Origin of the sequence: Actinomycetospora termitidis (assembly GCF_030286555.1) — a bacterium.
GTDB lineage: Bacteria > Actinomycetota > Actinomycetes > Mycobacteriales > Pseudonocardiaceae > Actinomycetospora > Actinomycetospora termitidis.
In genome coordinates this window covers 189,772-212,981 of the sequence record NZ_JASVWF010000010.1, presented here as the reverse complement: position 1 = coordinate 212,981, position 23,210 = coordinate 189,772, and the positions used below count along the sequence as shown (strand labels likewise).

Sequence of the window (23,210 nt, the reverse complement as noted above, 5' to 3'; positions counted from 1 at the left end):
GTAGAGGGCGATCCGCCAGCGTTGGTGTCGGCGGGCCCAGGCCATCGCCACCGCTTCGGGGTTGGCGATCGGGCCGTGGCCGGGCAGTTCGCCGGGGCGGCGGTCCAACCCGAGGACGGTGCGTAGTTCCAGACGTAGCACTGTGCGCGCCCGGAACCCCACCACCGGCGCCTGGCACTCGCTACCGGCGCCGCCCTCGCCAGGACCCCCGCTGACGTCGGACGCGTCGTTGCAGTCGTTGACGCCTGCAACAGGTCCATCGGCCACGGGCTCGGGCTCGGGCTCGCCGTCACCGGCGCAGTCACTCGCAGACTCGCGGTCGTCGGGTCCGCGGTCGTCGGGTCCGACGTCGTCGAGTTCGCTGTCCTTGCGTCGGCTGTCGTCGGGTCCGCTGTCGGGTCCGCGGTCAGGTCCGTCGCCTGGGTCTTCGGGACCGCCTCCGGGTCCGCCGTCGGGTCCGTCATCGGGTCCGTGATCGGGACCGCCGCCGTTGTTGTCGGTGTCGGTGGGGCCACCGAAGGTGGTGGTGACGTGGTCGACGACGTCGAGGTCGTACATCCCGGCCCCGGCCGGCCCGGTCAGCGTGAGCATCACCTCGCACTCCACCTCCCCGACCGACACACGAATCCCCGCGCGGGCCAGACGGCGTCGAGCCGCGGCCGCCAATGCGACGATCCGGTCGTGGGCGTCCTGGGCCGGGTCCTCGGGCAGATCCAGCCCACATAATTCCGCCGCTCCCGACGGCGCCGAACGCAACGTCACCCGCCGCCGCGCCACCGCGGCGGCGCGGCGCCGCTCCCACCAGTCCGGGTCCACTGCCGCCGCCACCCGCGCCACCCGCTGACGCAACGCGGTGTACGGCAACCCCGCCGCGGCGTCGATGATCTCCTCGACGACCTCCCGGGCCTGGGCGTCGTCGAGATCGGCGACCAGGTCGACGATCACCGCGGCTTTGCGTTCCTCCAACCGCCCGGCGGCCATCTCCGCGCCGAGCCGCGGCAGCCGTTCCAGCACCTGGCGGGCGAACTCGATCCGCGAGGCCGCGTAGCTCTCCGACCAACCCAGCGACTCCGCCACGACCTTCCCCGCCCGACGACGGGCGGGGACCCGCTCTAGGGTGCCGGCCTTCGCCCGCGAACACTCCAACACATAACGGGACAGCTTCCAGGCCGCGGTGTTCACCGCCGCGAAGCACGCACCCATCCCCGCATCGACCTGCTCGCCGGGCAGCTCCGCCGGATCAGCACGCAGCAGTGCCTCGGCCTCCATCCGGGGCCCGGAGTCCACTGCCGTGCTCATGATTCGAACACTAGAGCGAACCCCCGACAGTCACGGCCGAGAAAGCCCAGGACAGCGCTCCATAGAGATCACGAAACGGTCACGATCTCTGGGCAGGCCGGACCGTCTCAGTTCGAGTAGACCCGTGCCGGCGTCACGAGGACGGCGGCCCGCCGGTCCCGCGCCATCGTGGCGTCGAACTCGTCCCAGTCGTCGTGAGTGCCGCCGGCGGCCGTGAAGACCGCTCGGAGCAGCGTGGCCACGTCGTCGACCCCCGGCAGCGGGTCGTCCGGTCCCGCGATCTCGACCCCGCCCTCGACCGTGCCCCACCGCCACCCCGACCGGGCGGTCACCGCCGTCCAGGGCCGGCGTCGGAGGTTCCCCAGCTTGGCCGGACCGTAGGTGACGAAGGCGAGCACGTCCTCTCCCGTGACCGGGTGCGCGAGCACGCCCGCGTTCACCACGGAGGACTGGATCGAGCCGTCCGCGCGCGCCGTCGCCACGACGACCAGCCCGTGCTCCTCGGCCGCCAGCGCGCCCCACTCATCGAGCTCCATCCGCTCATCCTGCCCGACCGCACGGCCACCTCCACCATGGTCGACGTGGCGCTCGGGGGCACGGTCGACGAGCGCCGGTGGCAGGTCGGACCGGATCTCTGGTTGGTCCCCGCCGTCATCGTGGTCGGGCTGGCCGTGGCCTTCGGCTCGGTCTACGGCTCCCGCCTCGACTCGCTCGAGCAACGCGCGCTCGACCCGGCGAACGTCCTCGGCCAGCTCGGCGAGCACCTGGAGCTGACGCTGTACTCGACCGTGCTCGTGCTGGGCGTCGCGGTGCCGCTCGGGCTGGTGCTCAGCCGTCCGCGGTTCGCCACACTCGCGACCGCGGTCGCCGCGATCGGCGGCTTCGCGCAGGCCCTGCCCGCGTTCGGCGTGCTCATCCTGCTCGGGTTCTGGGACTTCGGGACGCGCAGCGCGGTCCTGGGGCTCGCACTCGCGGCGCTGCTCCCGGTGCTGCGCAACACGATCGTCGGGCTGAAGGACGTCGACCCGTCGCTGGTCGAGACGGCCCGCGGCATGGGGATGTCCGCGCGCCGGACGCTGCTCGACGTCGAGATCCCGCTCGCGATGCCGGTCGTCGTGGCCGGGGTGCGGGTCGCGCTCGTGCTCAACGTCGGCACCGCCACCCTGGCCTCCTACATCGGCGCCGGCGGCCTCGGCGCGCTGGTGCAGCAGGCGCTGCTGCTCAACCGCCTCTCCGTGCTCGTCGTCGCCGGGTCGCTCGTCGCCGCGCTCGCGCTGCTGGTCGACTGGCTCGCCGGGCTCGCGGAACGCCTCATCGCGGCACGGACGGAGTAGGGCGCGTGCTGGCCGCGGCCTGCGCCTCCAGCCAGACCGCGAACTCCTCGGTCGACCAGCCGCGGTCGATCACCAGGCTCCGGTGCACCGCGCCGGAGGAGAGGGCCCAGAACGCCTCCGCGGCCCGGTCGACCGGCACGGCCAGCGCATCGAGCGACGCGAGGTGCTGCGCGAAGGCCCGTGCCCCCTCGAGTCGTTGCGTCTCGGCCGTGGCCAGCAGCGCCGCCGCCTCGTCGTCCGCGTCCGCCGCGGCGACGAGCACCCGGCCCAGGGCGGCCGCCCGCGACCCGGTCTCGGTGACCACGCGGGCCCAGAGCCGCAGCGACTCCTCCGGATCCCTGCTCGTGCGGATCGCGACGACGTCTGGTCGGTCGGCCATGGGCGTCGGCTCGTCGTCGCCGACCAGCGTCCAGTCCCACGCCAGCTTCAGCAGCGCCGCCTTGCCGCCGACCGCGTTGACGACGGTCCGCCGGCTGACCCCGCTCTCCTCGGCGACCGCATCCAGGGTCGTGCGGTCGTAACCCCGGGCCACGAAGAGCGCGGCGGCGGCCTCGACCACGGACCAGCGGGTCGACCGGGCCTGCCGGGCGCGGAGATCGGACCGGTAGGAACGGGACAACCTTGACACCTCCTCGTCGACGTTGCACTCTGGGTGCATCCGATTCACCACGAGTGTAGATCCGAGGCGGTCGCCGTGCACGTCGCGATCATCGGCAGCGGCCCGACCGGGCTCGTCCTGGGGGCGGCGCTCGCCCGGCGCGGACATCACGTGGTGGCGGTCGACCGGGACGCCGGGCCGGATCCCGACGGCGGGTGGGCCCGCCGGGGCGTGATGCAGTTCCACCACGCGCACGGCTTCCGCCCGCAGATCGGCGAGACGTTGCAGGCGGAGGTGCCCGGTGCGTACGAGGCGTGGTTGGCCGCGGGGGCGGAGCCGATCACGTTCACCCTCCCCGATGGCCGGACCACCCGTGGGGGCATGCGGTCGCGGCGGGAGACCTTCGAGCGGGCGCTGCACGGTGTCGTCGCCGCCACCCCTGGCCTGGAACTCAGGCGTGGCCACGTGGACGCGGTCACGGTCGAGGACGGCCGCGCCACCGGTCTCGTCGTCGACGGCATCGTGGAGCCCGCCGACCTCGTCGTCGACGCCTCCGGGCGGTCCGGGCGGGTCACCCGCTCCCTCCGGCCCGACGCGGAGCTGTCGGGGCGCACCGGGGTCGCGTACGTGGACCGCCAGTACCAGCTCCGACCGGGGGCCGAGCCCGGCCCGATGACGAACCCGCTCGCCTGGCAGGCCGAGCTCGACGGCTACCAGGTCATCGTCTTCCGGCACGAGCGCGGCATCTTCTCCGTCCTGATCGTCCGTCCGATCGCCGACCCCGACCTCGCGGCCCTCCGCCACGAGCGCGTCTTCGAGGCGGCCTGCGCCGCGATCCCGGGCCTCGACACCTGGACCGACCCGGAGCGTGCCGAGCCGATCACCGCGGTCCTGCCCGGCGGGGAGCTCGTCAACCACTACCGTCGCCAGTCGGGCCTCCGCGGCCTGGTGCACGTCGGGGATGCGGTCGCCACCACGACGCCGATGTTCGGGCGCGGCATCGCGACGTCGTTGCTGCAGGTACGCGAGTTGCTGCGGCTGCTCGACGAGGAGGTTCCCGACGACGGGATCGGCCCGGCGTTCGAGTCCTGGTGCGACCGGGAGATGCGGCCGTGGGTCGCCGACCACGTCTGCATGGACGGCGCGATGCTCGATCGCTGGCGCGGCCGGGACACCGACCTCGACCCCGACCTGCCCTCCGACCGCGTCATGGCGGCGGCCGCGGTGGACCCGGTCATCGCGGAGTCGATCGGGCCCTACCTCGCGATGCTGGCGGGGCCCGCGAGCCTCGACACGGTCCGCGAGCGCGCCCGCCGGGTCTACGAGACCGGGTGGCGCCCCGCGCTCGCGCCCGGGCCCACGCGGGCCGAGCTCTCCGCCGTCGTCGAGAAGGCGCTGGCTGCCCCCGTGATGGCGGACCGAACATGACCGCCACGTCCGCGACGCTCACGGCCATGCCGATCTCGACGTTCCTCGCCGCCGACCGCGCGATCGAGCGGGTGGTCTCGTCCGTTCCCGACGACGGGTGGGGCGTGGTCCTCGAGCCCGTCTTCGCCTCCGACCCCGTCGGACGCCGCCCGGTGCGAGAGGCCGTCGCGCACATCGCGCGGGACGAGGCGTGGATCCCCTCGCAGCTCGCGGGGGAGACGATGGCCGAGGCGGGGGAGCCGGAGATCGGTGCGTTCCCGGATCTGGCAGCGCGGGCGCGGGCGGCGGCCGAGCGCGTGGACGACCTCGCCGGCACCGTGCACTGCTCGTTCGGGGACTGCTCGGTCGAGGAGTACCTGTGGCAGCTCGTGGTCGCGCGCACGCTCGGCGCGGAGGCTCTGGCGCGGGCGCTGGGGACGCCCTCGCCGCTCGACGACGAGCTGGCGTCCGCGGTGCTCGTCGGTCTCGGTTCGCGCGCGGAGCTGTGGCGTCAGGTCGGGATCCTCCTGCCCGCCGGGGAGCCGGACTCACCGTCGCCCCGCGACCGCCTGCTGGCGATGTGCGGCCTGTGACCCGGGCGATTCTCGCGGCGGGGACGCCGGGTACCTGGTAGGACATCGCCCCGAGGAGCAGGCCCGAGGGGGACCGGCGTCCCGACACCACACGCCCAGGCCACCCGAGGAGCGCAGGAATGGCCACCAGGACGACGGTCACGCTGGTCGACGACATCGACGGCAGCACCGCCGACGAGACCGTCGGCTTCGGCCTCGACGGCGCCTCGTACGAGATCGACCTGACCACCGCGCACGCGGGCGACCTGCGGTCCACGCTCGAGCCCTACCTCGCGGCGGCCCGGCGGACCGGGGGACGTCAGGCTGCTCCGGAGCCGGCTCCCGCCCGCACGCCGGCCTCGTCGAACTCGTCCTCGCGCGAGCGGAACCAGGAGATCCGGGCCTGGGCCGACCAGCACGGCGCCTCGCTCTCCGCCCGGGGCCGTCTCCCCGCGTATGTCATCCAGGCCTTCGAGGCGGGCGACGCGTCTCTGCTCGCCCGCCCCGCCTCCGAGCCGGAGTCGAGCGCCGTCGAGAGCGAGCCGGAGCCAGCCACCGAGACCGCGACCGAGACCGCCACCGAGACCGCCACCGAGACCGCCACCGGGACCGCCGATGCCGAGACCGACGAGCAGCCCCGCGGCCGTGACGGCCTGACCGCCCCCGAGCGCGAGACGATCCGGGCCTGGGCGGTCGGCGAGGGCATCGAGGTCAAGCCGCGCGGCCAGCTCAAGAAGGACCTCATCGCGAACTACAACGCGTGGGCGGCCCGTCAGGGCTGAGGCACGCGCGTGACCTCGATCCGGCTCTCCCCGCCGAGGTGCACGGTGTTGCGGCACAGGTACGGCGGGACCGGCAGGTCGAACTGCACGTAGCCCTGCCCCGGGCCCTCGATGAGCAGGTCGGTCCGGCTGCCGAGCTCGAGGCGCAGCCGCTCCCCGGCCCGCAGGTGCACCGGGCCCGGGGTGAGGCTGAACCGCAGCACGACCGGCTCGCCCGGCGTCAGGGGTTCCCGGTGCCCGGGGTCGATCGCGATCTCGACCGCGGTGCTGCGGGCCGTGTCCTCGGTGCGCGCGACGGGCCGGACGGCGCCCATCGACAGCAGGTGTGAGGCGCCGGCCGCATCGACTCGGGACAGCCGCGCGAGCACGTAGGAGTCGATCTCGGTGCAGCTGAAGCGCAGGTGGGCGGTGACCGGGCCCGCGAGGTGGGTCTCCTCGGTGACCGGGAGCTCGAAACGGAGCAGCTGGTTGGCCAGCTGGTCCATCCCGCCGAGCACGGGGACCCCGCGGGGCACGGCGGCCCACGAGTTCGACCCGTCCGGTGCGGCCTCCGTCGTCAGCCGGTGGGTCTCGTGGTCGGCGCCGCCCGAGGCGAGCTGCAGGTGCAGGACCTCGCCGTCCGGCGGTGGGAACGCGGCGGCCGAGGCGTAGCCGCCGTCGCCGTCGACCCAGTAGCGGACCGGCGGCTGGGTGTCGTAGCCGTTGTCGACGCCGCGCAGGACGTGGTCGAAGAACGCGAGCGCCTCGCCCTCCCACGCGTACACCGGCAGGTCGTACTCGGGCGGACCGAGGATCAGCCACCGGCGGTCGGCCGGGGTGCCGGCGTGCTCGGCGAGGTCGTAGCTGCCGAACTGGTGGAGGTTGAGGTAGCCGAGGTTCTGCACGACCGCGAACGGCACGTCGATCTCGCCCAGGACCGGCGCGGACCCCTCCGGCATCGTCGAGGACTCGCGCGTCTTCTCGTCGAACATCCACCGGGCGTAGATCTCGCGCACGAACTCGACCGGGGTCGCCGCCATGAACCGCTCGAAGAGGGTGTCGACGTTGCGGTGCACCATCTTCTCGAGCAGCGGGTGCAGCGGGCCGTTGGTGACCCGGCTGATCAGCGCGCGCCGGTTCGGCGGCATCGTCTGGCGGTAGCGGGCCTCGGTGAAGTTCGCGCCCATCCAGAGCGCGAGGAAGAACGCCGACGGCACGCTGCCGAAGAGCTGCAGGTGCCGGACGAAGTCGGTGCAGATCTCGTTCGCGAAGAACGCCTTGAGCGCTGGCGGGCGGCGCGCGGCGACCAGAGGCTGGGTCATGCCGTAGTACGAGGTGCCGAACAGGACGACCTCGCCGTTGCACCACGGCTGCTCCGCGGCCCAGGCGATGACCTTCTCGTGGTCGTCGACGTCCTGGGGGTCGAAGAACATGACCTGCTCGCCGGTCGAGCGGCCCATGCCCCGGCGTTCGACGATCACCGGGCAGTACCCGCGGTCGGTGAACACGGGGGGCGAGCCGATCTCGTTCGAGCCGGTCGGCACCCCCGCGGTGTGCCACTCGGTGTTGTAGCCGCCGAAGGACACGACCGCCGGGTACCGGCCCGGGGTGGCGGGCGTGTAGACGTCGGCGTTGAGCGTGACGCCGTCGGCCACGGGCACGGACTGGCCGGCGAGCACGCGGTTGCCGAGGCCCTCCATGGCGACGGCGCGCGGGGTCCAGCCGGCGTACTGCGGACCTGCGGTCGAGGGCTTGAGCGGGATGCGGACGCGGGCGGTCATGGTCGGGCCTCTCGGAGCGGGTTCGTGACGGCGAGTCCGTGCAGCAGCGCGGTGAGGGCGGCCTCGGCGCGCTGCCGGAACGCCTCACCGCCCTGGGCCAGTGCGAGCACGGCGATGCCGGTGGAGGTGGACTGCAAGGTGTCCAGGGTGGCCGGGGCGACCTCGGCGCCGGCCGCGGTGAGGAGGGAGGCGGCCAGGGGCACGAGGCCCCGGCCGAGCTCGACCATCGCGATTCGCACGTCGGGGACGACGTCGGCGCTCTGGGTGAGGGCGAGCAGCACACGGGTCTGCTCGGGGGCGACCAGGACCGCGGCGAGGGCGGCGACCTTCGCCTCGGCGGTCGGCGCCGTACCGACGGGCCCGAGAGCGACGAGGCGCTGCCGCACCGCCTCGTGGGCGACGGCCACCAGCAGCTCGTCGCGGGTCGGGAAGTAGTAGGTCAGGTGGCTCTGGCGCAGCCCGGTCCGGCGGGCCACGCGGGGCTGGGTGAACGCGGCGAGCCCGGACTCCCGGATGACGGCGAGCGCCGCCTCCACGATCTCGTCCCGACGGCCGGTCATCGCGCGCTCCTCGTTGGTAGACCAACCAAGGAGACACAGGGGTGGGAGCCGTCGTCAAGGTGAACCTCGGCCCGTGCCCGCCCGATCACGTCGGGTGGGTGGCGCCGCAGGTGTCCACCCCAGAGACTGGGGCTCCCCGAAGCGCCCAGGAGGCACCGTGGCCCCGCCCGTCAATGAGGCCTACATCGTCGACGCCGTCCGCTCGCCGGTCGGCACCCGCAAGGGCAAGCTCGCCGACGTGCACCCCGCCGACCTCGGCGCGCACGCGCTGACGGCGCTGATGGAGCGCACCGGCGTCGACCCGGGCGCCGTCGAGGACGTGCTGATGGGGTGCGTGTCCCAGCTCGGCCCGCAGGCGGGGGTCATCGGCCGGACGGCGTGGCTGTCGGCGGGCCTGCCCGAGCACGTGCCGGGCACGACGATCAACCGGGCGTGCGGCTCGTCGCAGCAGGCACTGCACTTCGCGGCGCAGGCGATCATGTCCGGGACGCAGGATCTCGTCGTCGCGGCGGGCGTGGAGAACATGGCGATCGTCCCGATCGACGCCAACGCCGCGGTGCTGGAGCGGATGGGCACCCGCCGCGAGGGCGAGAAGTGGATCCAGCGCTACGGCGAGCAGGAGATCAGCCAGTTCCGCGGGGCCCAGCTCATCGCGGAGAAGTGGGGGATCACGCGGGAGCGGATGGAGGAGCTCGCGGTCGAGTCGCACCGCCGGGCCGCCGTCGCGACCGACGAGGGCCGCTTCACCGGGCAGATCGCCCCGCTGAACTTCCTGTCCCACGACGAGGGCGTCCGGCCGAACGTCGACCTGGAGAAGATGGCCTCGCTCCCGCCGCTGCGCGAGGGCTACGCCCTGACGGCGGCCGTGTCGTCGCAGGTGTCGGTGGGGTCGGCGGCGATGCTGATCGCCTCGGAGCAGGCGATGCGCGACCACGACCTCCAGCCGGTCGCGAAGGTCTCGACGATGGCCGTCGTCGGGGAGGACCCGGTGCTGATGTTGACCGGCCCGATCCCCGCGACCCGGGCGGTGCTGCGCAAGGCGGGCCTCGGCATCGACGACATCGACCTGTTCGAGTGCAACGAGGCGTTCGCCTCCGTCGTGCTCGCGTGGGCCGAGGAGACCGGCGCCCCGCTGGAGCGCACCAACGTCAACGGCGGCGCGATCGCGATGGGGCACCCGCTCGGCGCGACCGGCGCGGTCCTCGCGACGAAGCTCGTGCACGAGCTGCAGCGCACCGGCGCGACCCGCGGGCTGCAGACGATGTGCGAGGGCGGCGGCCAGTCCAACGCCACGATCATCGAGCGGGTGTAGGCCTCACCGGGAGGCGATGATCAGGGCGAGCACGACGCCGACGATCACCCACGTCGCGCCGACGACGGCCTTCTCGGAGCCACCTTCAGGGCCGCCGATGCGCCGGCGGAACGGCACGAGGACGAACAGCACCACCAGGACGACGACGGCGAGCGGCAGCAGGCTCGACAAGGGTCCCCCGTTCGCGTGGCCGACGGACGGATCTTGCTGGGCGCGCGCCGGGAACCGCAACCCGCCCACCGCGAGTGCGACGCCACGCATGCCCCGGCGCGCCGGCGCCTGCGTCACGTCGCACTCGCGGCGGTGCGCGCACTCCCGGCGCGAGATCCCGTCCAACCGAGCGGACCGATCGGTCCGCGCCCCTGTCCGCTCGGCGGAACGGGATCTCCACCGGAGCGGCGCGGCGAAGGGACCAACCCGCGCGTCCGTCAAGCCCAAGCTGGCAAATCAGCCGCGCGGCACGCCGCGAAGCGGGTCAAGATCCGTGGCATGACGCTGGCGCGGGTGGTCGGCCTGGCGGTGCTCGTCGTCCTGCTGCTCGCGGTCATCACGCAGCCGTCGAACTCCGCGGCGATGGCGCGGTCCGGCGGGCAGGCGCTGGGATCGGTCGGGACGAGTCTGGGCGAGTTCGTGTCGTCATTGGGCGGGACCGTGTCCACCCGTCGGGTGTCCGACGCCGAGAGCGGGACGTACGTCGTCCGGCCCGGAGACACGCTGACGTCGGTCGCCACCGCACACGGGACCCGGGTGGACCGGCTCGCCGCGCGCAACGGCATCGCCGACGAGGACCTGATCCACCCCGGCCAGCGCCTGCGGTACTGAGGTCGGGCCGCGCCGGGTCGACGGAGTGCGCGAGGTGCGGGAGCGTCGACCCCGTCGAGAAGGACCGGGACGGAGACCAGATGACCAGCACGCTGCAGGACACCGCGACCACCCCGACCGACGGTGGCGTCCCGGAGCTCACCCACTGGATCGCGGGCCGGCCCGCGCCCGGGGGCAGCGGCATCCTCGGCGACGTCACCGACCCCGCGACCGGTGCGGTGACCGCGCGGGTGCCGTTCGCGTCGGCGGGCGAGGTCGTCGACGCGGTGGCCGCGGCCAAGGCGGCCTTCCCCGCGTGGCGGGACACCTCGCTGAGCGCGCGGACCCGGATCCTCTTCCGGTTCCGGGAGCTGCTCGACGGCCGTGCGGACGAACTGGCCGCGGTGATCACCGCGGAGCACGGCAAGGTCCTCTCCGACGCCGCGGGGGAGGTCGCCCGGGGCCAGGAGGTCGTGGAGTTCGCCTGCGGGATGCCGCACCTGCTCAAGGGCTCCGCGACGGAGAACGCCTCGACCGGGGTCGACGTGCACTCGGTGCGTCAGCCGCTCGGCGTCGTCGGCATCATCTCGCCGTTCAACTTCCCGGCCATGGTGCCGATGTGGTTCTTCCCGATCGCGATCGCCGCCGGCAACACCGTCGTCCTCAAGCCGAGCGAGAAGGTGCCCTCGGCGGCACTGTGGATGGCCGAGCTCTGGCGCGAGGCGGGGCTGCCCGACGGCGTGTTCAACGTCGTCAACGGCGACAAGGTCGCGGTCGACGGCCTGTTGACCAGTCCCGACGTCAAGAGCATCTCGTTCGTCGGCTCGACCCCGGTCGCGCGCTACATCCACGAGACCGGCACCGCCGCGGGCAAGCGGGTGCAGGCCCTGGGCGGGGCGAAGAACCACATGGTGGTGCTGCCCGACGCCGACCTGGACCTGGCCGCCGACCAGGCCGTCAACGCCGGGTTCGGTTCCGCGGGCGAGCGGTGCATGGCGATCTCCGCGGTCGTCGCGGTGGGCGACGTCGCCGACGGTCTGGTCGAGCGGATCCGCACCCGCGCCGAGGGCCTGCGCACGGGGGACGGGCGGCGGGACCCCGACATGGGTCCGCTGGTGACGAGGGCCGCGCAGGAGCGGGTGTCCGGCTACGTCGAGGCCGGCGAGCGGGAGGGTGCCAGCATCGTGGTCGACGGCCGGGACGTCGCCCCGGACGCCGACGGGCAGGGCTTCTTCGTCGGCCCGACCCTGCTCGACCACGTCGGCACCGACATGAGCGTCTACACCGACGAGATCTTCGGCCCGGTCCTGAGCGTGGTCCGCGTCGACACCTACGAGCAGGCCGTCGACCTGATCAACGCCAACCCCTACGGCAACGGCACCGCGATCTTCACCCGCGACGGCGGGGCCGCGCGGCGGTTCCAGAACGAGGTCGAGGTCGGGATGATCGGCGTGAACGTGCCGGTCCCGGTGCCGATGGCCTACTACTCCTTCGGCGGCTGGAAGAACTCGCTGTTCGGCGACACCCACGCCCACGGCACCGAGGGCGTGCACTTCTTCACCCGCGGCAAGGTCGTCACCACCCGCTGGCCGGACCCGTCGGAGCGTGGGCTCGACCTCGGGTTCCCCCGGAACGGCTGACGCGCCCTCAGGCGGGAGTCGGGGCGCCGAGGTCGACCTGGGGCGGGTAGACCATGTGCGCCGCGACCCCGCGGGCCGTCCCCGGGTCGGCCTCGCGCGCGACGAGGTGCAGCGCGAGGTCGATGCCGCTCGTGACGCCGCCGCCCGTGACGAGATCTCCGTCGTCCACCACGCGGTCCTGACGACGGACGAGTGCGCCGGACTCCTCGAGCGCGTCCATCGCGCTCGGGTGCGTGACGGCGGGTCGGCCCGCGGTGAGGCCCGCCGCGGCCAGGATCATCGCGCCGGTGCAGACGGAGGCGACGATCGTGCCCCGGTCGGCGAGCTCGACGAGGCGGCGCGGCAGCACCCCGTGGTCGGCCACGGCCCGGGCACCGGCGCCCTCGACGAACCAGCCGCCGCCCGGCACGACGACGACGTCGGGCTCCCCGAGCACCTCCGACACCGTCATGACCACGCAGTGGGCACTCGTGACGGTGCCCGGGGCATCCACCCCGACCAGCGTCGACGTCCATCCGTCGAGCCGCTTCGACGCGTGTGAGAACACCTCGTGCGGGCCGAACGCGTCCAGGTCGTCGAAGCCGTCGAACACCACGATCTCGATCCGCATGGCACCCAGCCTGGCCGCACCCGCCGTCGGGAACGAGTGGCAGGAACGCCACGGTTCGCCAGGTTCCTGCCATCGATAGGTGGTTTATCGCCAGTGCGCTACAGTCCGGCGAACCGATTGCATTCTGCAACTCCTCGGGAGCGCCGATGACGGACACCACCTGCCACATGTCGGTCTCGATCGACGGCTTCGTCGCGGGGCCCGACCAGTCCCGCGAGAACCCGCTCGGGAGGAACGGTGTCGAGGTGCACCGGTGGCACATCGGCGACCCCCGCGCGACCGAGACCGACGCGATCGCGACGAGCTGGCTCATGCGTCCCCGCGGCGCCTACGTGATGGGCCGGAACATGTTCGGGCCGGTCCGCGGCGCGTGGGACGAGGACTGGCGCGGCTGGTGGGGCGACGAGCCGCCGTACCACGCGCCGGTGTTCGTCCTGACCCATCACGCGCACGACCCGATCGAGATGGACGGCGGGACGACCTTCCACTTCGTCACCGACGGGTTCGACGCGGCCTACGCGCAGGCGCTCGAGACGGCGGGCGACCGCGGGGTGGACATCGCCGGCGGCGCCTCCACCGTCCGCCAGGCCCTGATCGCCGGCGTGATCGACGAGTTCACCCTCGACATCACTCCCGTCCTGCTCGGGTCGGGCGAGCGCATGTTCGACGGTGTGGACTCCTTCGGGTTCGAGCCCGTCGAGGTGCTCCACTCGCCCTTGGCGACCCACATCCGGTACCGCCGGGTCGACGGCGGGTGAGGAGACCGCGCCGACCCTGACTCGGTATCGTCCCCGTCGGGGGGATCTCCGGATGAGTGAACGACCGGTCGTGCTCGGTGGTGTGCCGACCCGTGTGACGGACGAGGGCGCCGGCCCGGCGATCGTCCTGGTGCACGCGACCCCGTTCGACCTCGACTACTGGTCCGGACTCGCGGCCGCCCTCCGCGCGGACCACCGGGTGATCCGCTACGACCTGCCCGGCCACGGGGTCGCCGCCGACGCGGACGTCCCGTCGACGGGACGTCTGGTGGCCGACCTCGTCGATCTCCTCGACGTCCTCGACCTGCCGACGGTGCACGTCGTCGGGCACTCCCTGGGGGCGACCGTCGGGCAGTGCTTCGCGCTCACCCACCCCGGACGCGTACGACGGCTGTCCCTGCTCGGGGCGCGGGCCTCGCCCTCGCCGCTGTTCGCGACGCTCGCGGGCGCCCTGCGTCAGGACGTCGCGGTCGCCGACATCTCCATCAACCGCTGGTTCACGGCGAGCCAGCTCGCCCGCAACGGCGCCGCGGTCCAGTACGCCCGCGCGCGGGTGGAGGGCACGCGCGTCGCGGTCTGGGCCGACGGCCTCGACCGGCTCGCGGACACCGACGTCCTCGCCGACCTGCCGCGACTGACGATCCCGGTCGACGTCATCGTGGGCGAGGACGACCACGGGGCCGAGCCCGAGCACGGCCGCACGATCGCCGACGCCGTCACCGGGGCTCGCTTCCACCGCATCGCCCGCGCCCGGTCGCTCCTGGCACTCCAGCGTCCCGAGCTGGTCGTGCCGCTGCTGCGCTGACGGGCTGGTCCCGGACCGCCCACCTGCGCTAGACCTTCGTCCGACGGCGTCGTCGTCACAGCCGCCGGAGAAGGAGCCTGGGTGTCCGACCTCGACCCGTACCTGCCGCCGCTCACCCCCGACGTCGCACGGGCACGCCGGCAGACGATCGGCACGCTGCTCTCCCGGACCGCGGGAAAGGTCGGGGCGAAGACCGCGATCGTGCACCGCGACACCCGGCGCACCTTCGCCGAGCTCGACGCGGACGCGAACCGCGTCGCGAACGCCCTGCTCGCGCGGGGTGTGGGGCGCGACGACCGGGTCGCGATCCTCTCGCGCAACTCCTACGCCTTCGTCGTCGCCTACTTCGCACTCGCGCGGGCGGGCGCCATCTCGGTCCCCGTGAACTTCAACTTCACCGCCGGCGAGGTCCGCTACGTCCTGGAGGACAGCGCCGCGTCGGCCGCCGTCGTCGAGGAGGGGCTGACCGACACCTTCGAGGCCGCCGGGGTCGACGTCGGCCTGCGAATCGTCGTCGGGCAGCGCGACGGGTGGACCGGGTTCGACGACCTGCTCGCCCACGACGACGCCACCGAGCCGGACCTCGAGATCGGCGACGACGACCCGGTGCAGCTGCTCTACACCAGCGGCACCACGTCCGCGCCGAAGGGCGCGATCATGACCAACCGGAACCTGATCGCCCAGTACGTCAGCGACATCGTCGACGGCGAGTACCGCCGCGACGACGTCGAGCTGCACGCCCTGCCGCTCTACCACTGCGCCGCCCTGCACGACTTCCTCACGCCGGACGTCTACCTGGGCGCGACCAGCGTCATCGTCGACTCGCCGGACCCCGAGACGATCCTCGGCACGGTCGAGGCCGAGCGGATCACGAAGATGTTCTGCCCGCCGACGGTCTGGATCCGCCTGCTGCGGTCGACCGCGTTCGACCGGTACGACCTGTCCTCGCTGCGCACGGGCTACTACGGCGCGGCGATCATGCCGGTCTCCGTCCTGAAGGAGCTGGGGGACCGGCTCCCGGGCATCCGGCTCTTCAACTACTACGGCCAGACCGAGCTCGCCCCGAACGCGACCGTGCTGTTCCCCGAGGAGCAGATCGCGAAGGCGGGCACGGCGGGCCGGGCGAGCCTGAACGTCGAGACCCGGCTGCACGACGAGAACGACGAGCCGGTGCCGGTCGGTGAGGTCGGCGAGATCGTCCACCGCACCCCGCACGCCATGCGGGGGTACTGGGGGAGGCCCGAGGCCACCGCCGAGGTGTTCCGCCACGGCTGGTTCCACAGCGGCGACCTCGGGCGGATGGACGCCGACGGCTACCTGACGATCGTCGACCGCAAGAAGGACCTCATCATCACCGGCGGGGAGAACGTCGCGAGCCGCGAGGTCGAGGACGCGATCTACGAGCACCCGGCGGTCAGCGAGGTCGCCGTGTTCGGGGTGGCGCACCCAGAGTGGATCGAGGCCGTCGCGGCCGCGGTCGTGCTGCGCGACGGTGCGACCGCGGAGGCGGCGGAGATCGTCACCCACACCCGGGAGCGCCTGGCCGGATTCAAGGCGCCCAAGTACGTCGTCGTGGTCGACGCCCTGCCGAAGAACCCGAGCGGGAAGATCCTCAAGCGCGAGCTGCGCGACACCTACGCCGAACTGGCCGGCGGCTGACTCACCGCGGGTCGCCGTGCGCCGCGATCAGGTCGGCCACGGCCTTCGGGACCGTGGTCTCGAAGTCGTGCAGCACGACGTGGTCGGGCACGACGGTGATGACGGCCGTCTGCGCGTAGAGAGCCCGGACGCCCGCCTCCCACTCCGGCATCGCCTCGGCCGGCATGATCTTGCGAGAGCCCTCGACGAACTCGTCGGGGACGCCGTCCACGATCTCGACGGTGGCCGCACCCCGGATCAGCAGCGACCGCGGCGGCATCCCGGGACGGTCGACCGCGATCGCGACGCGCGGGTGCGACCGGATCGCCGCGACCTTCGCCGAGCGGGGCACCGTGACGATCACGATCGCCTCGCCGTTCCACCAGAAGGCGGTGGGCACGACGCGCGGGTCGCCGTCGCGGCCGACGTAAGACAACCGGGCCGGGATGTCGGAGAACAGCAGCTCCTGCGCGATCGGCTGCTGCAGGGTGGCGGTCACGGTGGCGGCGTCCACGGGGTGCTCCTTCGTCGGCGGGGGTGGTACGCCCCCGGGACGGAGCCACCGCCCGGTTCTCGACATCCTCACGGCGGTCGCGGTGTGATGTGACTCAGCACACTTCAAGCCGCTGGAGGTCTCCTGTGTCCCGATCGATCGACGGTTCCGCTATCGACCGGCTCCTGTCCGCCGCCGTGGACGACGGCGCCGTCCCGCAGGTGGTGGCGATCGCCGCCGACCGCGACGGTGTGTTCTACGAGGGCGCGGCGGGGGAGCGGGTCGTCGGCAGCGGGGAGGCCGTCTCCCCGAGCACGCACTTCCGGATCATGTCCATGACGAAGATGGTCGCGACGACGGCGGCACTGCAGCAGATGGAACAGGGGCTGCTGGACCTGGACGCACCCGTCGAGTCCTACGTCTCGGAGTTCTCCGGCGTCCAGGTCCTGGAGGGCTTCGACGGCGACACGCCGAAGCTGCGCGCGCCCGCGAGCAAGGCGACGGTCAAGCAGCTGATCACGCACACGTCCGGGCTCGGGTACTGGTTCTGGAACGAGGACCTCAAGCGCTACGAGGAGGCCACCGGCACGCCGAACGTGGTGCCGGGCGACATGGCGGCGTTCGGCGCGCCGATGGTCGCCGACCCGGGCACCCGCTTCGTCTACGGCATCAACACCGACTGGCTCGGACGCGTCGTCGAGGCGGTCGCCGGGACCACGCTCGACGTCGTCGTGAAGGAGAACATCACCGGCCCGCTCGGGATGGGCGAGACGATGTTCGCCCTCGACGACGCGCGGCAGGCGAACAAGACGCCGGTGCACGTCAAGGGGGAGGACGGCACCTGGGGCTCGATCGGGAACGTGCTGCCCGACGACCCGTCGTGGTGGGCCGGCGGCCACGGGCTGCACTCGACGCCGCGCGACTACGTCCGCTTCGAGCGGGCCCTGCTGCGGGGCGGCGAGCTCGACGGCGTCCGGATCCTCCGGCAGGAGACCGTGGACGCGGCGTTCACCGACCAGCTCGACGGCGCCCCGATGCCGACCGAGATCCCCACCGCGGACCCGCCGATCACCGACTCCCTGACGCTCGGTCCGGGCTGGGCCTGGGGCTACGGCCTGCTGCTCAACACCGCCGACGTGCCCGGCGGACGCCGGGCGTACACGGGCGCCTGGGCGGGCCTGTTCAACACGCACTTCTTCATCGACCGGACCACCGGCGTCTGCGCGTCGATCTACACCAACTCGCTGCCGTTCATCACGCCCGAGGCGTGGGGCCTCTACGGCGACTTCGAGCAGGCGCTGTACGCGGCGCTGTAGGTGCTGCCCGCCTACGCCTCGTCGTTCGTCGGCCGCGACGACGACGTCCGCGACCTCGCCGGACTCGTCGGGCGCACCCGCGTGGTGACGCTCGTCGGGCCCGGCGGGTCGGGCAAGACGCGGCTGGCGGTCGAGGTCGCCAGGGTGGTTGGCGGGGCGGTCGGCGGCGTGGTCGGGTTCGTCGAGGCCGGTGCCCCGGCGGACCTGGCCCTCGTCGCCCTGCGGGCCGTCGGGGTCCGGGAGGACCCGGACGCGTCTCCCGAGGACCGGCTCGTCGCGAGCCTCACCGACCGGCACGGCCTGCTCGTGATCGACGGGTGCGAGCACGTGCGCTCCGCGGCGGCGGTCCTCGTCGGTCGCCTGGTGCGCGGCTGCCCCGACCTCCGGGTCCTGACGACGAGCCGGGTGCGGCTCGGGCTGGTCGGCGAGACCGTGCGGGCGGTGGGGCGACTGCCCGACGACGGGCGGGCGCTGTTCGTGGAGCGCGCCCGCGAGGTCCGCGGCGACCTCCGCCCCGACGACTCGACGGTGGCCGACATCTGCCGGCTCGCCGAGGGCCTGCCGCTCGCGGTCGAGCTCGCGGCGGGCCACGCGCGGGGACTGTCGCTCGCGGCGATCCGCGACGGCATGACCGACCGCCTGCGCTTCCCCGTCAGCGCCGACTCCGGCCTCCCGGCCCGGCACCGCTCGCTGCAGGCCTGCATCGCGTGGGGTCTGGACGCCGCCGGCGAGCGCGCGGCCCAGGCGCTCGCCGCGCTGTCGGTGCTCCCGGGACGGTTCACCCTCGAGACGGCACGGGCCGCGACCGGCGAGCCCGCTGCGGTGCTCGAGACGCTCGTCGACCACTCGCTGGTGATGTTCGATCCCGCGGACGCGCGGTACCGGCTCCTCGACACGGTGCGGGAGCACGCGGCCGAGCTCCTTCCTGACGACGGGTCCGTGACGGACCGGCTGCGGGCGTGGGTCGCCGAGCTGGCGGGAGAGCTGGCGGACGGTCTCGGCCGGGCCGACCCGGACGCGCTGGACCGGCTCGACCGGGAGGCCGTCGCCGTCGTCGCCGTGCTGCGGGACGCCGCCGCGAGCGGCCACGGGCTCGACGAGGCCGCGGGCATCGTCGTGGACCTGGCGTTCGGCTGGTCGTTGCGTGGACGGTGCCACGAGGGACGGGACCTCGCCCGCGGCGTCGCCGAGGCCCTGCCCGAGGTGCCGCCGCGACTGGGCTGGGCGCTCGCATTCCTGACCGCCTACGCCGGGGATCTGGCCACGGGGGTCGAGCTCGCGGCCGGCGTCGCCGACCGGGCCGAGGGCGCGACCCGAGGGCGGGCGCTCACCCTCGTCGGGATGGCGCAGCTGTTCGTCGACCCGGCGGGGGCGATCGCCGTGCTGGCCGAGGCCGTGGAGCTCGGCGGGCGTGCCGGGGACGACTGGGGCGAGGTCGAGGCCCGCCAGCTGCTGGCCTACTGCCACCTGCAGCAGTGTGCGGACGCGGAGGCCGTCGGCTGGGCCGACAGCGCACGTCCCGCCCTGGGGCGGCTCGGGCACGCGCAGCTGCGCGCGTGGGACGCCGCGATCCGGGCGGAGGTCGCCGTCCGCGCGGGGCGGCTCGTCGACGGCGAGGCGGTCGGGCGGGACGGTCTGCGGCTCGCGCTCGGGGTGGCCGAGCCGGTGAGTGCGGCGGCCTGCCTGCTCCCGCTCGTCCGGGCCCTGTGCGCTCGGGGACGTCCCGACGACGGGTCGGCGCTGGTCGGGGAGGTTCGCCCGTTCTTCGAGGAGCACCCCGGGATCGGCACGGCGCTCGTGGTGGAGCTCGCGGACGCCGTGGCCGGGGCGTGGTCCGAGCCGCCGCGCCCGGTCCCGCCGGCCCTGCGCGACGCGGCGGCCGGGCTGCCGGCGCTGGGCGCGGAGGTCGCCCTGCTGCACGCGACGCTCGCGTTCGACGGGGCCGCCGCCACGGAGGCCGGGGAGCTGGCTGCCTCGATCGGGCACCGGGAGCTCGGTGCCGCCGCCGGGCTGGTGCGGGCAGCCGTCGCCGGTGCCGGTGCGCACGCCGCGCTCGCCGAAGCTGCGGCCGCCGGGTGCGAGCTGCTCGTCCCCGATGCGCTGGACGTCGTGGCGAGGGGAGCGCTGCGGGCCGGTCGGGTGACGGTCGCGGCGACCCTGCACGCGGCCGCCGACCACCGTCGTGAGGAACTCGGGCTGGCCGTGTCGCCGCTCGGGCGGGCGGTCCGGAGTGACCGGGACGCGGCGGTCGCTGCCCTGCCGGTGGCGACGCTGGCCGAGTGCACCGAGCGTGGCCGGCGCCTGGACCGCGACGGGGCCGTGGCCTACGCGTCCCGGACCCGTGGTCGTCGGGACCGGCCGTCGAGCGGGTGGGAGAGCCTGACGCCGACCGAACGGGAGGTCGTGGGCCTCGTCGGGAAGGGGCTGACGAACGCGGCCGTCGGGGCGGCCCTGCTGGTGTCGGCGGGGACGGTGCGGACCCACCTGCGCAGCGTGTTCGGCAAGCTCGGGGTGTCGAGCCGCGTGGAACTGGCCGCGCTCGCGGCCCGTCGTCGGGAATGAATCGCCTCTGCCGCTCGGCAGATGTTCCGCGCCGCCGCGCTCCCTAGCGTCGCCCTCGTCCACGACCGAGGGGGAGCTCCATGACCGTCACCGTCAGCACCGACCACCCGAACCTCGTCCGCCTCCGCGGCGCCCTGGAGGCCCTGGCCGGTGGGGACGTCGAGCCCACGGTCGCGCTGATGCACCCCGACGTCGTGATGATCAACGACATCGGCGCCGGCCCGTGGCGGGAGCTCCGCGGGCGCGACGCCGTGCTCGGGTTCTGGTTCGCCTTCGGCGGGTTCTTCGCGGGCACCTTCGGCCAGGAGATCCTGGCGGGATGGGGCTTCGACGACGGCGTCGTCCTCCTCGTCCACGAACGCGGCGAGGTGAACGGCGCCGTCTTCGACAACCGCGCGATCTACCAGGCGCTCCTGGGTCCCGACGGCCGCATGACCGAACTGCGCACCATGGACATGGACCGCGCCGGGATCGAGACGTTCTGGGGGTGTGCGCTGGCGCGCAGGTGAGCAGTTGTTGTCGCTATGGCGACAACTACCGCTCACCTGGCGAAGCCACACTGTGCGTCGCCGAGGACCGGTAGTCGGTGTAGGTGTACGGGTTGTCGAGGACCTTCGTCTCCGGCACCTCCGGGTTCATCCCGGCGGCCCAGGCCTCCTCGCCGAGCGTCGAGCGCAGGTGCTCCACGGTCTGCTCGACGGTGCGGCGCGCAGCGGCGAGGTCGATCCCGACGAGGCGGTGGTCGCGCTTGACCACGCGCCCGTCGACGATCACGGCCTCGACGTCGCCGCGCTGCGCCTGCAGGGCGACGTGGCCGTAGGGGTGGAGCAGCGGGAACGAGACCGGCGAGTGCTCGTTGCGGATCAGCACGACGTCGGCCTTCTTCCCGACCTCGAGGCTCCCCAGGTCGTCGCGGCCGAGGGCGTGGGCCCCGCCGCGCGTCGCCCAGTCCACGACCTGCTCGGCGCGCAACGCGGCGTGCGTGACCGTCTCGCCCTTCGCGTGCGCCTCGAGGTGCTCGCGGGAGCGGTCGGCGCCGAGGGTTGTGCGCATCGCGGAGAACAGATCGCCGCTCCACCAGACCGTGGTGTCCATCGACAGCGACACCGGGATGTCGTGCGACCGCAGCGCCCAGGTGGGCGGGTAGCCCTGTCCGGCGGACTGCTCGCTCTCGGTGGACACCGACACGGAGCCGCCGGTCGCGGCGATCCGGTGGTAGGAGTCGGCGGACAGCGTCGCGGCGTGGACGTAGACGGTCTCCGGGGTCATGAACCCGTGGTCGTGCATCAGGCGGATGCCGTCGTCGTTGGTGGCGCCCCAGACGCCCGCGTGCGTGGTGACCGGGACGCCGAGCTCGCGCGCGACCTCGAACGCCGGCTTCTCCGGGAAGGCCGGGTCGCCGGTCACGTCGAAGGCGAGCTGGAAGCCGAGCAGGTCGCGGTCGCCGGACATGCGGCGCTGCACGAAGTCCCGGAACTCGGCGGAGCCGGTCCAGTTCGCGGGCGCGTCCTGGATGTTGCCGTAGGCGAGGACGAAGCGGCCAGGGACGGCCTGCAGCGCGTCGACGGCGGCGTCGGCGTGCTGGGCGGTCTGCAGCCCGTGCGACCAGTCGACGGTGGTGGTCACGCCCGCGTCGATCGCCTCGATCGCACCGAGCAGGTTGCCGGCGTGCACGTCCTCCGGCCGGAAGGTGCGGCCGTGCTCGAGGTAGTACCAGACGAAGTACTGCGTGAGGGTCCAGTCGGCGCCGTAGCCGCGCATCGCGGTCTGCCACATGTGCCGGTGTGTATCGATCATCCCCGGCATGACGATGCCGCCGCGGGCGTCGATCTCCTCGGTGCCCTCCGGGACGTCGAGCTGCGGGCCGACGGCGGCGATCCGGTCGTCGACGACGAGCACGTCGGCGTCGGTCAGCACCGTGTGGCTCGCGTCGAGGGTGAGCACGGTTCCCCCGCGCAGGACGACCGGTCGCCGGGCCTCACTCATCGTGCTCGCTCCCTCGCACTCGGACACCTGTCCGTCTGTCGGTCGAATGACCTGGCTCACTGTGCTCAGCGATGGTTGCGGTGTCAACCGGCCCTGACCCGCCCTCGGGAAGGGAGACGGTGTCCGCCTGGCGGACGTAGGGTGCGCGACGTGCCGCGCGAGGGAACGGGTCCGGACTTCATCGAGGCGCTCGCGCGCGGGCTGGACGTCATCCGGGCGTTCTCCGCGACGCGACCGGCGATGACGCTCGCCGAGGTCGCCGGCGCCACCGGCCTGGCGCGCCCGACCGCGCGCCGCATCCTCCTGACGCTGACCGAGCTCGGGTACGTGCGCTCCGCCGACCGCGGGTACGTGCTCACGCCGCGGGTGCTCGACCTGGGCGCGGCCTACGTCGGGTCGATGGGGCTGTGGGACGTGGCGCGGCCGCACCTGGAGGCGTTGTCCGCGCGGACGCACGAGTCGTGCTCGATCGCGCAGCTCGACGGGTCGGACATCGTCTACGTGGCGCGGGCGTCGGTGCCGAAGATCGTGTCGCTGGCGGTGCAGATCGGGACGCGGTTCCCGGCCCTGCCGACGTCGCTGGGCAAGGTGCAGCTGGCCGCGCTGTCGCCCGACGAGCTGGACCGCGTGCTCGCGGAGCCGACCCGGTCGGGGCTGACGCCGCGCTGGACGCCGTCGGTCGAGGAGCGGGACGCGGCGCTGCGCGAGGTCCGGGCGCGCGGGTGGGCGCTGACCGACGAGCAGCTCACCCTCGGGATCCGGTCGGTCGCGGCGCCGCTGCGCGACGGGTCGGGGCGCGTGGTCGCCGGCGTCAACGTCAACTGCCACGCCGCGGAGACGTCGGTCGAGTACCTCGTGGAGCACCACCTCCCGCTGCTCCTCGCGACGGCGGGGGAGATCAGCGCCGACTTCGCGCGCCGGGAGTCGCTGCCGCACGTGACGTTGCCGGCGTCGTAGGGCTCCCGCGGTGACAGCAA

23 protein-coding genes are annotated in these 23,210 nt (G+C 73.6%); 14 read left to right on the top strand and 9 right to left on the bottom strand.

Annotated elements, in window-relative coordinates:
* Both QRT03_RS30885 and QRT03_RS30880 read right to left on the bottom strand, forming a co-directional pair.
* Positions 1-1,299: DUF222 domain-containing protein (locus QRT03_RS30885; RefSeq protein WP_286057011.1), on the bottom strand; the 1,299-nt coding region annotated here is incomplete at its 3' end.
* A 107-nt stretch (positions 1,300-1,406) separates the two neighbouring features.
* Positions 1,407-1,835: a TIGR03618 family F420-dependent PPOX class oxidoreductase gene (locus QRT03_RS30880; RefSeq protein WP_286057010.1), complete on the bottom strand. Its 429-nt coding sequence runs from the start codon at positions 1,833-1,835 to the stop codon at positions 1,407-1,409.
* Positions 1,836-1,871: 36 nt separating this feature from the next.
* Between QRT03_RS30880 and QRT03_RS30875 the strand changes: the two genes are divergently transcribed.
* On the top strand, positions 1,872-2,633 hold the full coding sequence (locus QRT03_RS30875; RefSeq protein ID WP_286057009.1) for an ABC transporter permease: 762 nt from the start codon (positions 1,872-1,874) through the stop codon (positions 2,631-2,633).
* Here the strand turns inward: QRT03_RS30875 and QRT03_RS30870 are convergent.
* Positions 2,611-3,252 carry a TetR/AcrR family transcriptional regulator gene (locus QRT03_RS30870; RefSeq protein ID WP_286057008.1) on the bottom strand — a complete coding sequence of 214 codons (642 nt, stop codon included), beginning with the start codon at positions 3,250-3,252 and terminating at the stop codon, positions 2,611-2,613. The genes QRT03_RS30875 and QRT03_RS30870 overlap by 23 nt on opposite strands.
* Positions 3,253-3,327: 75 nt before the next feature.
* Between QRT03_RS30870 and QRT03_RS30865 the strand changes: the two genes are divergently transcribed.
* From QRT03_RS30865 to QRT03_RS30855, 3 genes are all read left to right on the top strand, one after another.
* Entirely contained in the window at positions 3,328-4,659 is a 1,332-nt protein-coding gene (locus QRT03_RS30865; protein WP_286057007.1) for an FAD-dependent oxidoreductase, read from the top strand.
* Positions 4,656-5,231: a hypothetical protein gene (locus tag QRT03_RS30860; protein WP_286057006.1), complete on the top strand. Its 576-nt coding sequence runs from the start codon at positions 4,656-4,658 to the stop codon at positions 5,229-5,231. Before QRT03_RS30865 ends, QRT03_RS30860 begins: the two co-directional genes overlap by 4 nt.
* A 119-nt stretch (positions 5,232-5,350) precedes the next feature.
* The gene (locus QRT03_RS30855; RefSeq protein WP_286057005.1) at positions 5,351-5,992 is read left to right on the top strand and encodes a histone-like nucleoid-structuring protein Lsr2; all 642 of its coding nucleotides are present in this window, start codon (positions 5,351-5,353) and stop codon (positions 5,990-5,992) included.
* Here QRT03_RS30855 and QRT03_RS30850 read toward each other — a convergent pair.
* The gene (locus tag QRT03_RS30850) at positions 5,983-7,752 is read right to left on the bottom strand and encodes a CocE/NonD family hydrolase (RefSeq protein WP_286057004.1); all 1,770 of its coding nucleotides are present in this window, start codon (positions 7,750-7,752) and stop codon (positions 5,983-5,985) included. The two genes, QRT03_RS30855 and QRT03_RS30850, sit on opposite strands and share 10 nt — an antisense overlap.
* Entirely contained in the window at positions 7,749-8,312 is a 564-nt protein-coding gene (locus QRT03_RS30845) for a TetR/AcrR family transcriptional regulator (protein ID WP_286057003.1), read from the bottom strand. Before QRT03_RS30845 ends, QRT03_RS30850 begins: the two co-directional genes overlap by 4 nt.
* Before the next feature lie 157 nt (positions 8,313-8,469).
* Here QRT03_RS30845 and QRT03_RS30840 point away from each other — a divergent pair, with 157 nt between their 5' ends.
* Complete coding sequence (locus tag QRT03_RS30840) at positions 8,470-9,624, top strand: acetyl-CoA C-acyltransferase (RefSeq protein WP_286057002.1); 1,155 nt, start codon at positions 8,470-8,472, stop codon at positions 9,622-9,624.
* 3 nt (positions 9,625-9,627) lie between these two features.
* Here QRT03_RS30840 and QRT03_RS30835 read toward each other — a convergent pair whose 3' ends face one another.
* Positions 9,628-9,912 (bottom strand): hypothetical protein, encoded by a 285-nt coding sequence (locus QRT03_RS30835; RefSeq protein ID WP_286057001.1) that lies wholly within the window; start codon positions 9,910-9,912, stop codon positions 9,628-9,630.
* Positions 9,913-10,113: 201 nt separating this feature from the next.
* On the opposite strand from QRT03_RS30835, the gene QRT03_RS30830 reads away from it, so the two are divergent.
* A complete protein-coding gene (locus QRT03_RS30830) occupies positions 10,114-10,446 on the top strand; it encodes a LysM peptidoglycan-binding domain-containing protein (RefSeq protein ID WP_286057000.1) in 333 nt (110 codons plus the stop codon).
* An 80-nt stretch (positions 10,447-10,526) separates the two neighbouring features.
* On the top strand, positions 10,527-12,065 hold the full coding sequence (locus QRT03_RS30825; protein ID WP_286056999.1) for a CoA-acylating methylmalonate-semialdehyde dehydrogenase: 1,539 nt from the start codon (positions 10,527-10,529) through the stop codon (positions 12,063-12,065).
* 7 nt (positions 12,066-12,072) lie between these two features.
* On the opposite strand, the gene QRT03_RS30820 is transcribed toward QRT03_RS30825, so the two are convergent.
* The gene (locus tag QRT03_RS30820; protein WP_286056998.1) at positions 12,073-12,675 is read right to left on the bottom strand and encodes a DJ-1/PfpI family protein; all 603 of its coding nucleotides are present in this window, start codon (positions 12,673-12,675) and stop codon (positions 12,073-12,075) included.
* A 146-nt stretch (positions 12,676-12,821) separates the two neighbouring features.
* Between QRT03_RS30820 and QRT03_RS30815 the strand changes: the two genes are divergently transcribed.
* From QRT03_RS30815 to QRT03_RS30805, 3 genes are all read left to right on the top strand, one after another.
* A complete protein-coding gene (locus QRT03_RS30815; protein WP_286056997.1) occupies positions 12,822-13,433 on the top strand; it encodes a dihydrofolate reductase family protein in 612 nt (203 codons plus the stop codon).
* A 52-nt stretch (positions 13,434-13,485) separates the two neighbouring features.
* A complete protein-coding gene (locus QRT03_RS30810; protein WP_286056996.1) occupies positions 13,486-14,238 on the top strand; it encodes an alpha/beta fold hydrolase in 753 nt (250 codons plus the stop codon).
* 81 nt (positions 14,239-14,319) lie between these two features.
* Positions 14,320-15,897: a fatty acyl-CoA synthetase gene (locus tag QRT03_RS30805; RefSeq protein ID WP_286056995.1), complete on the top strand. Its 1,578-nt coding sequence runs from the start codon at positions 14,320-14,322 to the stop codon at positions 15,895-15,897.
* 1 nt (position 15,898) lies between these two features.
* Here the strand turns inward: QRT03_RS30805 and QRT03_RS30800 are convergent, their stop codons facing one another.
* Positions 15,899-16,390 carry a pyridoxamine 5'-phosphate oxidase family protein gene (locus QRT03_RS30800; protein WP_286056994.1) on the bottom strand — a complete coding sequence of 164 codons (492 nt, stop codon included), beginning with the start codon at positions 16,388-16,390 and terminating at the stop codon, positions 15,899-15,901.
* A 125-nt stretch (positions 16,391-16,515) separates the two neighbouring features.
* Between QRT03_RS30800 and QRT03_RS30795 the strand changes: the two genes are divergently transcribed.
* The 3 genes from QRT03_RS30795 to QRT03_RS30785 all read left to right on the top strand — a co-directional run bounded on the left by QRT03_RS30795 (position 16,516) and on the right by QRT03_RS30785 (position 20,756).
* Positions 16,516-17,685 carry a serine hydrolase domain-containing protein gene (locus tag QRT03_RS30795; protein ID WP_286056993.1) on the top strand — a complete coding sequence of 390 codons (1,170 nt, stop codon included), beginning with the start codon at positions 16,516-16,518 and terminating at the stop codon, positions 17,683-17,685.
* Positions 17,686-20,247, top strand: coding sequence for a helix-turn-helix transcriptional regulator (locus QRT03_RS30790; RefSeq protein ID WP_286056992.1), 2,562 nt, complete (start codon positions 17,686-17,688; stop codon positions 20,245-20,247).
* 80 nt (positions 20,248-20,327) lie between these two features.
* Entirely contained in the window at positions 20,328-20,756 is a 429-nt protein-coding gene (locus QRT03_RS30785) for a nuclear transport factor 2 family protein (protein ID WP_286056991.1), read from the top strand.
* Between the two features lie 25 nt (positions 20,757-20,781).
* Here the strand turns inward: QRT03_RS30785 and QRT03_RS30780 are convergent, their stop codons facing one another.
* The gene (locus tag QRT03_RS30780) at positions 20,782-22,233 is read right to left on the bottom strand and encodes an amidohydrolase family protein (RefSeq protein ID WP_286056990.1); all 1,452 of its coding nucleotides are present in this window, start codon (positions 22,231-22,233) and stop codon (positions 20,782-20,784) included.
* 150 nt (positions 22,234-22,383) lie between these two features.
* Between QRT03_RS30780 and QRT03_RS30775 the strand changes: the two genes are divergently transcribed.
* Positions 22,384-23,190, top strand: a complete 807-nt coding sequence (locus tag QRT03_RS30775) for an IclR family transcriptional regulator domain-containing protein (protein WP_286056989.1) — start codon at positions 22,384-22,386, stop codon at positions 23,188-23,190.
* Positions 23,191-23,210: the final 20 nt, after the last annotated feature.

Bases quoted from the DNA above. Each gene is read 5' to 3' on its own strand.
- QRT03_RS30785 (WP_286056991.1), top strand. From the start codon at position 20,328: ATGACCGTCACCGTCAGCACCGACCACCCGAACCTCGTCCGCCTCCGC.
- QRT03_RS30815 (WP_286056997.1), top strand. From the start codon at position 12,822: ATGACGGACACCACCTGCCACATGTCGGTCTCGATCGACGGCTTCGTC.
- QRT03_RS30875 (WP_286057009.1), top strand. From the start codon at position 1,872: ATGGTCGACGTGGCGCTCGGGGGCACGGTCGACGAGCGCCGGTGGCAG.
- QRT03_RS30860 (WP_286057006.1), top strand. From the start codon at position 4,656: ATGACCGCCACGTCCGCGACGCTCACGGCCATGCCGATCTCGACGTTC.
- QRT03_RS30820 (WP_286056998.1), bottom strand. From the start codon at position 12,675: ATGCGGATCGAGATCGTGGTGTTCGACGGCTTCGACGACCTGGACGCG.
- QRT03_RS30880 (WP_286057010.1), bottom strand. From the start codon at position 1,835: ATGGAGCTCGATGAGTGGGGCGCGCTGGCGGCCGAGGAGCACGGGCTG.
- QRT03_RS30845 (WP_286057003.1), bottom strand. From the start codon at position 8,312: ATGACCGGCCGTCGGGACGAGATCGTGGAGGCGGCGCTCGCCGTCATC.
- QRT03_RS30780 (WP_286056990.1), bottom strand. From the start codon at position 22,233: ATGAGTGAGGCCCGGCGACCGGTCGTCCTGCGCGGGGGAACCGTGCTC.
- QRT03_RS30850 (WP_286057004.1), bottom strand. From the start codon at position 7,752: ATGACCGCCCGCGTCCGCATCCCGCTCAAGCCCTCGACCGCAGGTCCG.
- QRT03_RS30855 (WP_286057005.1), top strand. From the start codon at position 5,351: ATGGCCACCAGGACGACGGTCACGCTGGTCGACGACATCGACGGCAGC.
- QRT03_RS30830 (WP_286057000.1), top strand. From the start codon at position 10,114: ATGACGCTGGCGCGGGTGGTCGGCCTGGCGGTGCTCGTCGTCCTGCTG.
- QRT03_RS30825 (WP_286056999.1), top strand. From the start codon at position 10,527: ATGACCAGCACGCTGCAGGACACCGCGACCACCCCGACCGACGGTGGC.
- QRT03_RS30810 (WP_286056996.1), top strand. From the start codon at position 13,486: ATGAGTGAACGACCGGTCGTGCTCGGTGGTGTGCCGACCCGTGTGACG.